The organism is Actinocorallia herbida (assembly GCF_003751225.1).
Taxonomy (GTDB): Bacteria; Actinomycetota; Actinomycetes; order Streptosporangiales; family Streptosporangiaceae; genus Actinocorallia; species Actinocorallia herbida.
Window position 1 is genome coordinate 9,625,496 of the sequence record NZ_RJKE01000001.1, and the last position, 11,609, is coordinate 9,637,104.

Annotated in this window: 11 protein-coding genes; all 11 read left to right on the forward strand. The window is 67.7% G+C overall.

Annotation, left to right across the window (positions count from 1 at the left end; translation table 11 throughout):
- Positions 1-204 precede the first annotated feature (204 nt).
- Genes EDD29_RS43975 through EDD29_RS44025 form a run of 11 tightly spaced genes read left to right on the forward strand, consistent with a single transcriptional unit; the run spans position 205 to position 11,380 of the window.
- Entirely contained in the window at positions 205-1,236 is a 1,032-nt protein-coding gene (locus tag EDD29_RS43975) for an ABC transporter ATP-binding protein (protein WP_123670037.1), read from the forward strand.
- Positions 1,237-2,058, forward strand: coding sequence for an MlaE family ABC transporter permease (locus tag EDD29_RS43980; protein ID WP_123670038.1), 822 nt, complete (start codon positions 1,237-1,239; stop codon positions 2,056-2,058).
- Complete coding sequence (locus tag EDD29_RS43985; RefSeq protein ID WP_123670039.1) at positions 2,058-2,873, forward strand: MlaE family ABC transporter permease; 816 nt, start codon at positions 2,058-2,060, stop codon at positions 2,871-2,873. The genes EDD29_RS43980 and EDD29_RS43985 overlap by 1 nt, the downstream gene beginning before the upstream one ends.
- On the forward strand, positions 2,874-4,142 hold the full coding sequence (locus EDD29_RS43990; RefSeq protein WP_123670040.1) for an MCE family protein: 1,269 nt from the start codon (positions 2,874-2,876) through the stop codon (positions 4,140-4,142).
- A complete protein-coding gene (locus EDD29_RS43995; RefSeq protein WP_123670041.1) occupies positions 4,139-5,185 on the forward strand; it encodes an MCE family protein in 1,047 nt (348 codons plus the stop codon). The genes EDD29_RS43990 and EDD29_RS43995 overlap by 4 nt, the downstream gene beginning before the upstream one ends.
- A complete protein-coding gene (locus tag EDD29_RS44000) occupies positions 5,182-6,255 on the forward strand; it encodes an MCE family protein (RefSeq protein WP_123670042.1) in 1,074 nt (357 codons plus the stop codon). The genes EDD29_RS43995 and EDD29_RS44000 overlap by 4 nt, the downstream gene beginning before the upstream one ends.
- Before the next feature lie 8 nt (positions 6,256-6,263).
- Positions 6,264-7,532 carry an MCE family protein gene (locus EDD29_RS44005; RefSeq protein WP_170201815.1) on the forward strand — a complete coding sequence of 423 codons (1,269 nt, stop codon included), beginning with the start codon at positions 6,264-6,266 and terminating at the stop codon, positions 7,530-7,532.
- Positions 7,532-8,734 (forward strand): MCE family protein, encoded by a 1,203-nt coding sequence (locus EDD29_RS44010; protein WP_123670044.1) that lies wholly within the window; start codon positions 7,532-7,534, stop codon positions 8,732-8,734. The genes EDD29_RS44005 and EDD29_RS44010 overlap by 1 nt, the downstream gene beginning before the upstream one ends.
- Positions 8,731-10,101: an MCE family protein gene (locus EDD29_RS44015; RefSeq protein ID WP_123670045.1), complete on the forward strand. Its 1,371-nt coding sequence runs from the start codon at positions 8,731-8,733 to the stop codon at positions 10,099-10,101. The genes EDD29_RS44010 and EDD29_RS44015 overlap by 4 nt, the downstream gene beginning before the upstream one ends.
- Positions 10,102-10,115: 14 nt before the next feature.
- Positions 10,116-10,586: a hypothetical protein gene (locus EDD29_RS44020; protein WP_148086300.1), complete on the forward strand. Its 471-nt coding sequence runs from the start codon at positions 10,116-10,118 to the stop codon at positions 10,584-10,586.
- Entirely contained in the window at positions 10,583-11,380 is a 798-nt protein-coding gene (locus EDD29_RS44025) for a hypothetical protein (RefSeq protein ID WP_123670047.1), read from the forward strand. The genes EDD29_RS44020 and EDD29_RS44025 overlap by 4 nt, the downstream gene beginning before the upstream one ends.
- Positions 11,381-11,609 lie beyond the last annotated feature (229 nt).

An 11,609-nucleotide genomic window follows, 5' to 3' on the forward strand; every position in this document is an offset into this window, starting at 1 on the left:
GTCGTAAGTAACGATTGTCTTACGTCGTCGTCTTCCGTCTCGAAAACGGGGTCCCGGCCCTTCCCTTTTGGTGATTCCGCACTAGATTAGTGAAACCGGACACAAGCTACTGGCCGGTAGTCACGCCGAGATGACACCGCGTGACGACGGAGCTGCTACTCGCTCATGGTTCCGGAATCCCCCCGGCTGGACGAGAGGTGACGAGTGGGCGTCGAAATCCGTGTTGAAGGGCTGACCAAGCGCTTCGGCCGACAGACCATCTGGGAAGACGTCTCGCTGACGCTGCCCGCAGGTGAGATCTCTGTCCTCCTTGGCCCGTCTGGCACGGGCAAGTCGGTGTTCCTGAAGACCCTCGTCGGGCTGCTCAAGCCCGAGCGCGGCAATGTCTGGATCGGCGACCGAAATCTGCCGCAGCTTCCCGAGGATCTGCTCTATGAGACCCGGAAGCTGTTCGGCGTCCTCTTCCAGGACGGCGCGCTCTTCGGCTCGATGAACCTCTTCGACAACATCGCGTTCCCGCTGCGCGAGCACACGAAGAAGTCCGAGACCGAGGTACGCAAGATCGTCCTGGAGAAGATGGAGATGGTCGGCCTCCTCGGGGCCGAGGGCAAGCTCCCCGGAGAGATCTCCGGCGGTATGCGCAAGCGCGCCGGCCTGGCCCGCGCGCTGGTGCTGAACCCCGAGATCATCCTCTTCGACGAACCGGACTCGGGTCTCGACCCGGTCCGCACCGCCTACCTCAACCAGCTCATCGTCGACCTCAACGCGCAGATCGGCGCGACGTTCCTCATCGTCACGCACGACATCAACACCGCGCGGACGGTCCCGGACAACATCGGGCTGCTGTTCCGCCGCGAACTGATCATGTTCGGCCAGCGGGAGATGCTGCTGTCGTCGGAGGAGCCGGTCGTGCGCCAGTTCCTCAACGCGCGCCGCGTCGGCCCGATCGGCATGTCCGAGGAGAAGGACGTCAGCGAGCTGGAGGCCGAGGCCAAGCTCGGCAGCGACCCCGGCAAGCTGCCCCCGATCGCCGCCCAGTTGATGCCCTCTGACGGCCGGGTGCGCCCCACCCAGCACGCGCCGGGCTCCTGGCTCCGCGCCAACGGCGTGACCCCGCCGCCCGGGTCGTTCATCGACGACCTCGGCCGTGACTGGATCCAGGAATGGCCGCGCTACGTGGCGAGCATGGGCACCACCACCGCCGACGCGGCCGGACCCGTCGGGAAAGGCCTGTAGATGAAAACGGCACGACACGGCGCAGCTCCTTCGGGGCTGCGCCCGGTCGCCGATGGCGCGTTCAACCTCCTGGTGAAAGAGCCGGGGCGGTTCTTCGCCCTGACGCTCGACGTGTTCCGGGCCCTGTTCCAGCGGCCCTTCCAATGGCGCGAGTTCATCCAGCAGGCCTGGTTCATCGTCGGGGTCACGGTGATTCCGACGGTCCTGGTGGCCATTCCGTTCGGCGGAATCCTGTCCCTTCAGATGGGCGGGCTCGTCCGGCAGCTGGGCGCCCAGTCGTACATCGGCGCGACCAGCGTCATCGCGATCGTCCGCGAGGTCAGTCCGATCGTCACGGCGCTGCTCATCGCGGGCGCGGCGGGTTCGGCCATGTGCGCCGACCTCGGCGCGCGCAAGATCCGCGAGGAGATCGACGCGATGGAGGTGCTGGGCATCAACCCGCTGCACCGCCTCGTCGTCCCGCGGACCCTCGCGTGCGCGTTCATCGCGCTGTTCCTCAACGGCCTGGTGAGCGTCGTCGGCATCGTCGGCGGCTACGTGTTCAACGTGATGCTCCAGGGCGGCACGCCGGGCGCCTACCTCGCCTCGTTCAGCGGCATCGCCCAGCTTCCCGACCTGTACCAGGCGGAGTTCAAGGCGTTCGTGTTCGGCCTGACGGCGGGCCTGGTGGCCGCCTACAAGGGCCTCAACGCGCAGGGCGGCCCGAAGGGCGTCGGCGACGCGGTGAACCAGACGGTGGTCATCACGTTCATGCTGCTGTTCCTGGAGAACACGCTCATCTCGGCGCTGTACCTCCAGCTCGTCCCCGCGAAGGGCATGTGATGTCGGCACTCGGCAAGCCGCTGGAGCGGCTGGACGACCTCGGCAGGCAGCTGTCGTTCTACGGGAGGGCGTTCGCCTGGTTCTTCAAGGCGATCACCCGGTACCGCACCGAGGTGCTGCGGCTCCTCGCGGAGGTGTCGCTCGGCACCGGCGGCCTCGCCGTCATCGGCGGCTCGGCGGTGATCGTCGGCTTCATGACCTTCTTCACCGGCGCGGAGCTGGGCCTCCAGGGCTTCAAGTCACTGGACCAGATCGGCTCCTCGGCGTTCACCGGCTTCATCGCCTCGTACTTCAACACCCGCGAGCTGGCGCCCCTGGTGAGCGCGCTCGCGCTGTCGGCGACGGTCGGGTGCGGCTTCACCGCGCAGCTCGGCGCGATGCGGATCTCCGACGAGATCGACGCGCTGGAGGTCATGGCCGTCCCGTCGCTGCCGTTCCTGGTGTCGACGCGCCTGGTGGCCGGCCTCATCGCGGTGATCCCGCTGTACGTCATCGGCCTGCTGTCGTCCTACGTGGCGACGAGGGTGATCGTGACGGTCTTCTTCGCGCAGTCCGGCGGGACCTACGACCACTACTTCAACCTGTTCCTGCTGCCCTACGACATCCTCTGGTCGTTCGGCAAGGTCCTCATCTTCGCGACCCTCGTCATGCTGATCCACTGCTACTACGGCTACCACGCCTCCGGCGGCCCCGCGGGCGTCGGCGTGGCGGTGGGGCGCTCGGTGCGCACGAGCCTTGTCGCGATCAACGTGCTGGACCTGCTGCTCGGCCTCGCGATCTGGGGCACCACCACGAGCGTGAGAGTGGCGGGGTAGATGAGCGAGAAGATCAGGCTCCGATCTCTCGGAGTCGCCTTCCTTGTCGTGTGCGCGCTGCTGCTCGCCCTGTGCGTCGCCTTCTACCAGAAGGCGTTCACCCCCGTCGTGAAGGTGCGCTTCACCACCGACCGGGCAGGGCTCCAGCTCCTCGAGCACTCGGACGTGAAGATCCGCGGCCTCATCGTCGGCGAGGTGCGCTCCATCTCCGCCGACGGCGACGGCGCGGTGCTGGAGCTGGCGATCCAGGACGACAAGGCAAGGTTCGTCCCGTCGAACGCGACGGGGCGGCTGCTGCCCAAGACCTTGTTCGGCGAGAAGTACGTCGACCTGGCGGTGCCCGCCCAGCCCGGCGAGCCGGTGCGCGACGGCGTGGTGCTGGCGCAGGACACCTCGCAGGAGACCGTCGAGATCAACAAGGTCCTCGACGACGTCCTGCCGCTGCTCCAGGCGGTCGAGCCGGCGAAGCTGAACGCGACGCTCAACGCGATCGCGACGGCCCTCGACGGCCGCGGCGACCAGCTCGGCGACACCCTCGAGCAGCTCGACGGCCTGCTCGGCAAGGTGAACCCGGAGCTGAAGCAGCTGCTCTACGACTTCGAGGCCGCGGGCGACGTGTCGCAGGTGTACGCGAACGCCACCCCCGACCTGATGCGCGCGCTGCGCAACATCAACGTGACGTCCGGGACGATCGTGGAGAAGGAGGCGGCCATCGAGTCGCTGATCCCCGCGGTCACCGCGGTGGCCGACAAGGGCACCCGGTTCATGTTCGACAACGGCAACAAGATCGTCGGCGTGAACATCGCGTCCAAGCAGGTGCTCCAGCTCCTCGCGACGTACTCCCCGTCGTTCCCGTGCATCTTCGACGGCATCGACGTCATGGCGCCGCGCGCGAACGAGGCGTTCGGCGACAACAAGCGGCCCTCCTCGAACCTCTACATCGAGATCGTGAAGCCGCGCCCGGCCTACAAGTACCCGCTGGACCTGCCGGAGGCCAAGGACTACCGCAAGCCGCGGTGCTACGGCCTGCCGAACCCCGAGGTCCCGTTCCCCGACTACGTGGCGCTGGACGGCACCGAGGACGACATCTGGTGGAAGCAGCGCGGCATGTCGGAGATGTTCGTGCAGCCCGGCAGTGACATGAGCCAGGAGGACCTGGTGAAGGCGGTCGCGGCGCCGACGCTCCAGCAGGACGCCTCCGAGGTCCCCGACTTCGCGACGCTGCTGCTCGGCCCCCTGGTCGGCGGCAAGGTGGTGACCCTCAAGTGAGTGAGAACAGGCGCACCGCCACGGCGGGCGTGAAGCTGCTGGTGTTCGTCGCCGTCGCGTCGTTGCTGACCGGCATGCTCGGCGTGGCGATCGCCAACCGGGCCTTCGGGCCGACCACCGAGTACCGGGCGGTCTTCACCGACGCGACGAGCCTGCTGGAAGGCGACGAGGTCCGGGTGTCCGGCGTGCGCGTCGGCCAGGTGACGGGCATCGAGTTGAAGGACGGCACGCACGCGCTGGTGTCCTTCACCGTCGAGCAGACCGGGCCGTTCGTGGCGGGCCTGCCGAAGAGCACCAGGGCGCAGATCCGGTACCGCAACCTCATCGGCACCCGCTACCTGGCCCTTTCGGAGGGCGCGGGGACGCCGGGCGAGATGCTGAAGGCGGGCGACGCGCTGCCGCTCGGCCAGACGACCCCGGCGCTCGACCTGACCGTGCTGTTCAACGGCTTCCGGCCGCTGTTCAGCGCGCTGGAGCCCGGTGACGTCAACCAGCTGTCCATGGAGATCATCAAGGTCCTCCAGGGCGAGGGCGGCACCATCAACAGCCTCCTGTCGCATGTGGCGTCGCTGACGAACACGCTCGCCGATCGGGACGAGGTCATCGGCCGCGTCATCACGAACCTGAGCGAGGTCCTCGGGACGGTCTCGGACCGCACCGACCAGACGAACCGGCTGGTCCGCGAGCTCAACGGCTTCGTCAGTGGGGTGTCGGGCGACCGGACCGCGATCTTCGACGCGCTGGACTCGCTGAACACGCTGTCCGACGTGACCGCGAACCTCCTCGTGGACGCCAGGCCGTCGCTGAAGACCGACATCGACGGGCTGAACGAGCTGACCCGTACGTTCGCCGACAACGGCAAGGTGCTCGACACGAACCTCGGGGAGACCCGGGAGCGGCTGGAGAAGCTCGGCCGCACCTCTTCCTACGGCTCCTGGTTCAACTACTACCTCTGCTCGATGGACGCGCGGATCGTGCTCCCGGGCGCGCCGGCGTACTACACGCCGAAGCTCGTCAACGACAACGCGAGGTGCAAGCAGTGAGGCCGTTCAGAGAGAGGAACCCCGCGGTCCTCGGCGCCGTGGCGCTGGCCGGGATCGCGACGGGCGTCGCGCTCGCGCTCAACCTCGACAGCCTTCCGGTGATCGGCGGCGGTACGACCTACCACGCGAACTTCGCCGAGGCCGCGGGCCTCAAGGAGGGCGAGGAAGTCCGGATCGCCGGCGTCAAGGTCGGCAAGGTGACGGGCCTGGAGCTGGAAGGCGACCACGTCAAGGTCGACTTCAAGGTGCAGGACGACGTGCACGTCGGCGACGCGACAAGGGTCGAGATCAAGATCAAGACCCTGCTCGGCGCGCACTTCCTCGCGCTCGACCCGCGCGGCAGGGCCGAGCAGAGGCCGGGACAGGCGATCCCGATCTCCCGGACCACCACCCCTTACGAGGTGGTCCCGGCGATCTCGGACCTGGCGACCACCGTCGAGGACATCGACACCGACCAGCTCGCGCAGTCCTTCGACACGCTGTCGGAGACCTTCGAGAACTCGCCGGAGGAGATCAAGGCGTCCCTGCGGGGCCTGCGCCGGATCTCCGAGACGATCTCCAGCCGGGACGACGACCTGACCGAGCTGATCGACCGGGCCAAGGACGTCACCGGGGTCCTGCACGAGCGGCAGGACGACCTCGTCCAGCTCGTCCAGGACGGCGACCGGGTGCTCCAGGCCGTCAAGGCGCGGCGCCAGACGATCCATGAGCTCCTGGTCAACACCTACGAACTCGCCCAGCAGCTCAACGCGCTGATCGACGAGAACGAGGACGAGATCAAGCCGCTGCTGGCCAACCTCAAGAAGGTCACCGGCATTCTCCTGGACAACCGGGAGAACCTCGACCGGACGATCCAGCTCATGGCGGTGTACGGCAGGCAGTTCACCGACGCGACCGGCCAGGGCCGCTGGTTCGACAGCTACATCCAGAACCTGCTGCCGGTCCCGGTGTCCATCGGTGACCCCTCGACCGACAAGAAGGACGGCAAGAAGACCGGCAAGAAGAAGGGCAAGTCCGGCAACAACTCCAAGCCCGAGTCGGCCGACGGCCTGCTCCCGCTGCTCCCGTGAGGTCCCCCGTGCGAACCTTCTTCAAAGCCTTGGCGCCGCTCGTGGTCGTGGCCCTGGCCGTGACGGCGGTGGTGCTGTTCTGGCCCGGCGAACCGCGCAACCGCGTGACCGCCTACTTCGCCAACGCCGTCGGTCTCTACGCGGGCGCCGACGTCCGCATCCTCGGCATCCCGGTGGGCGAGGTCGAGTCCGTGACGCCGGCGGGCACGTCCGTCAAGGTCGTGCTGAACTACGCGTCCAAGTACAAGGTCCCGGCGAACGGCAAGGCCGTCGTCGTCTCCCAGTCGCTGGTGTCCGACAGGTTCGTCCAGCTGACGCCGGTCTACAAGAGCGGTCCCGCGATGGCGGACGGGGGGACCTACCCCCTCGGCCAGACCGACGTCCCGGTCGAGGTCGACCAGGTCGCCGCGAGCCTGAACGAGCTGTCGCTGGCCCTCGGCCCCGACGGCGCGAACGCCGACGGGTCGCTGTCGCGGCTGCTCGAGGTCACCGCGAACAACCTCGACGGCACCGGCGCCGACCTCCGCGACACCTTCGACGACTCGGCGAAGGTCCTCTCGACGCTCAGTGAGAACCGCGAGGACATCACCGCGACCATCCAGAACCTCGAGGGCGTCACCTCCGCGCTCGCCGAGAACGACGACGCGGTCCGGAGGTTCACCCAGAACCTCTCCGACGTGTCGGTGCAGCTGAACGGCGAGAAGGAGGAACTGAGCCAGGCGCTCAAGATCCTCGCGCCGACGCTCGACAACGTCACGAAGTTCGTGAAGGACAACCGCGAGGCCCTGTCGGACGACGTGCACGACCTCGCCGAGGTCACCGCGATCCTCGTCGAGCGGCAGGACGAGCTCGGGGAGTTCCTGGAGACCGCGCCGATCGGCATCAGCAACATGACGCGCGCCTACGACCCGATCTCCGGCACGCTGCACACCCGCACGAACTTCCGGATGCTGAAGAACCCCGCGGACTGGATCTGCTCGCTGGCCTACTCGCTCGGCACCCCCGCCGACGAGTGCCTGGACACGCTCGCGCCGATCAGCGGCGGCCTGCCGATCGACCTGTCCCTGGACATCTCCTGGATCACGGCGATGACCACCACCTACAACCCCGAGCCGCTTCCGCCGGACGCCTACGGGCCGAACGGCAAGCCCGGCAAGTCTGATTCCGGAAAGCAGGGCAAGGACGGCAAGGGCAAGGACGGCAAGGGGCTCGACAACGGTGTGTCCACCTCCACCGACCCGACCCTCGGCGGCCTGCTGCTCGGAGGTAGCAACTGATGAGACGGTTCGCGCTCGCGCTCGCCGGGACGTCGCTGGCCCTCGCCGGCTGCGGCTTCCAGGGCGTGCAGTCGATCCCGCTTCCGGGCGGCCCCGACCTCGGCGACGACCCTTACGAGGTGTCGATCGAGTTCGAGAACGTGCTCGACCTCGTCCCGCAGTCGACGGTCAAGGTCAACGACGTCAACGTCGGAAGGGTCGAGGACATCACCCTGGACGGCTGGCGCGCCCGCGTCACGGTCCGGCTGAACGACTCGGTGAAGCTCCCCGACAACGCGGTCGCCACGATCAGCCAGACGAGCCTCCTCGGCGAGAAGTACGTGGCGATCAGCCCGCCGGAGCAGGGCGCCACCGGCGAGCTCGGCGACGGCGACGAGATCGAGATGGTCGCGACGTCCTCCTCCACCGAGGTGGAGGAGGTGCTGTCGGCGCTGTCGATGCTGCTGAACGGCGGCGGCATCGAGCAGATCTCGACGATCACCAAGGAGCTGAACGCGGCGATGTCCGGCCGCGAGGAGTCGATCAAGTCGGTGCTGCGCCGGATCGACACGTTCGTCGGCACCCTCGACCGGCAGCGCGACACCATCACCGACGCGCTCGACAAGATCGACGATCTGCTGGTGAAGCTGGACGCCGAGAAGGAGACCATCGCCGACACGATCGAGAAGACCGAGCCGGCGATCGCGATCCTGGAACAGAACCAGAAGGACCTGACCAAGATGCTGGTCGGGCTCGACAAGTTCGGCGACATCAGCACCAAGGTCATCAGGGACTCCAAGCGGGACCTGCTGACCAACCTCAAGAACCTCCAGCCGGTGCTGAAGAACCTCAACAAGACCGGCGACAAGCTGCCCGAGCACCTCGGCACGATCCTCACGTTCCCGTTCTCGGACGCGTTCTCCAACACCGTCCGCGGTGACTTCGCGAACATGAACATGACGGTCTCGCTGGACATCGAGGAGCTCGCGCACAACCTGCTGACCGGCACCGAGTACGACAAGGCGCTCGACAAGTCGCTCAAGAAGCAGGCCGAGGCGCTGCGCGATCTCGTCAGCCCGCCCGGCATCAGCGTCACCCAGACCCCGCCCGGCGTCCTGGGCGTCGGTGACGAGGCCGGGAGCGGCACGTCGATCCTGCCGTCCATCGGCATGGGCGACGTGGACCCGGCCGTCCAGTCCCTGCTCATGGGAGGCCTGTCGTGATCCTCAAGCGCGGCGTCAAGATCCAGCTCGTGGTCTTCCTGATCGTCACCGTCCTCGGCGTCAGCTACACGCTGGTCCGGTACGTGGGCGTCGGCGGGGGCCTGTTCAACCAGACCTACAAGGCGTACGTGCAGATCCCGGACTCCGGGGGCGCGTTCACCAACTCCGAGGTCACCTACCAGGGCGTGCCCGTCGGCAAGGTCGGCCCGATCGACCTCGTCGAAGGCGGGGTGAAGATCGAACTCGTCATCGACAAGGGGTACCGGATCCCGCGCGACACCGTCGCGGTCGTCGCCAACCGCTCGGCGGTCGGCGAGCAGTACATCGACCTCCAGCCGCGCAGCGACAAGGCCCCGTACCTGGACGAGGGCGCCCCGTACACGATCACCGACGCGCGGGTCCCGGTGAAGACCGCCGATCTGCTCCGCAACCTCGACAACACGGTCACCTCGGTGAACGTCGACGACCTCCAGACGATCGTCGACGAACTCGACCTCGCCTTCAACGGCGCGGGCGGCGACCTCCAGTCGATCCTCGACGACAGCGGGAAGATCATCAAGGAGGCGGACGAGAACTTCGAGACCACCTCCCGGCTGCTCGACAGCGGCGGCACCTTCCTGGACTCCCAGCGCGACAACGGCGGCGCGATCCAGACCTTCGCCCGCAACCTCGCGCTGCTCACCGACTCGATCCGCGAGGACGACCCGTCGATCCGGGCCGACATCGACGCGGTCGAGCCCGCGGTGGACCAGGCCGACGCGCTGATCGACGGCCTGTCGGACGACCTGCCCGTCCTGCTGGCCAACCTCACGAGCACCGGCCAGGTGCTGACCGCCCGCCAGGACGGCATCCGCTCGATGCTGATCATGTTCCCGTTCACCGTGGCGGGCGCGCAGACCGTCATGCCGGGCGACGGCTACCAGCACTTCGGCCTCGCACTCAACATCGACGACCCGGCGCCCTGCACCGCCGGCTACGAGAAGACCGACCCGCGCTGGCCGCAGCAGACCAAGGACCTTCCGGCCAGGACCGACATCGGCTGTACGTCCAAGGACAAGTCGGTCAGCGTCCGCGGTTCGAAGAACACGCCCAAGCCCCGCCCGAACGTCGCGCTTCCCCCCGGCGCGCTGGACGGCGCGGGCGAGCCGCCCGCGGCGAGCACCCGACAGAACGTGTCAGACGATGACGAAGACATCGTTTACCAGACAAACTCCTCGAATTCCGTCTTTGTCACCGGCTACGATCCGACCTCCGGCAAGTACACCGGTCCTGACGGCGTCACCTACACGATCGGTTCCTCCGGGGGAGCCCAGAACCTCTTGGGGGAGGAGTCATGGAAGTGGCTGCTGCTCGGCCCGCTGTCCTAGGCGGCCGTTTCCGGATGGCCGCGGCGGTGGTGCTCGCACTGCTCACCGCGGCGCTCCTGGCGAGCACGATCGTGCTCGGCCTGGACAAGATGGCCGCCGCGGAGGCCGACCGCGACCGCGACGGCGCGGTCAACGCCGCCCGCCAGACGGCGCTCAACATGATGACGCTCGACTACAAGACGATCAGTGACGACATCCAGCGGGTGCTGGCCGGCACGACCGGCACCTTCAAGGACCAGTACGCCACGAACTCCAAGACCTTCATCGAGGAGGTCACCAAGACCCAGGCGACCTCCGAGGCCGAGATCCTCAGCGCCGGGCTCACCGGCGGCGACGCGGACTCCGCCGAGGTGATCGTCGCGGTGTCGGCGCTGGTGACCAGCCCGTCGGTCCCCGAAGGCACCCCCCGCTACATGCGGTTCGTCCTCGACGTCACCAAGGTCGACGGCAAGTGGCTCGTCTCGAAGTTCGGAGTGGCGCTGTGAGCGAAGTGACCGACACCGCCGAGAAGACCGAGACCGAGGCCGTGGAGACCGCGGAGGTCGAAGAGGTCGAAGAGGTCGACGGCCAGCTCTCCCTGGCCGACGCCGCGGAGGCGGACTCCGCCTCCGGCGCCACCGACGCCGAGGACGGGACCGACGCGTCCGCGGCCGAGGACGTCGAGGACGTCGAGGACACCTATGAGGCCGGCGAGGCCGAAGCCGATGAGGCCGAGGTCGTCGCGCCGCCGAAGGCCGCCGAGAAGAAGGCGAAGAAGGCCGCCAAGTCCGCGCAGAAGCCCGCGCGCGCCTCCTCCGGCCCGGGAGTCCCGTTGTGGGTCCTGGCCGTCTTGGGCGTCCTGGTGGTCGCCCTGGGGGCATCGACGGCCTGGCTGTGGACCGGGAGCCGCAGCACCCTGTCGGAGGACCAGATCAACAAGGCGGTCCGCACGGCGGCCGCGTCGGCGCAGCACATCTCCTCGTGGGACTACCGGACGATCGAGCAGGACATCGACCAGGTCCTGGACGAGACGACCGGCGACTTCCACAAGGCGTACGAGGCGAGCGCCGCCAAGCTGCTCCAGACCGCGCCCACGCAGGAGGCCGTCACCGTCGGGATGACGAGCAAGGCGGGCGTCGAGGCGATCAAGGACGACGGCTCGGTGACGGTCCTGGTGTTCCTCAACCAGCAGACCACGAGCAAGGACGCCGAGGCGCACATCGAGCAGCACCGCCTACGGCTGACCATGGTCGACAAGGACGGCGAGTGGCTGGTGTCCAAGCTCGAGGTCCTCGGCTGACGGAAGCCGGAACTCGGCTGGTCAAAGATCTTTTCCCCTGCCGTGGAGGACCCCTCAACCCGAGGGGTCCTTCGCCGTTTCGGAACCTGCGGGTTTGTGGTTATTCCATGTGACCCACGTCTCTAAACTATGAGGCTTGTCACTGCTGGCCAGAGCCCGAAAAGTCCCTGTGCGGCCTTGACTTGGCCGCCTCGAAGGACGATGCTGCGAGGCAACTGTGATGTGCATA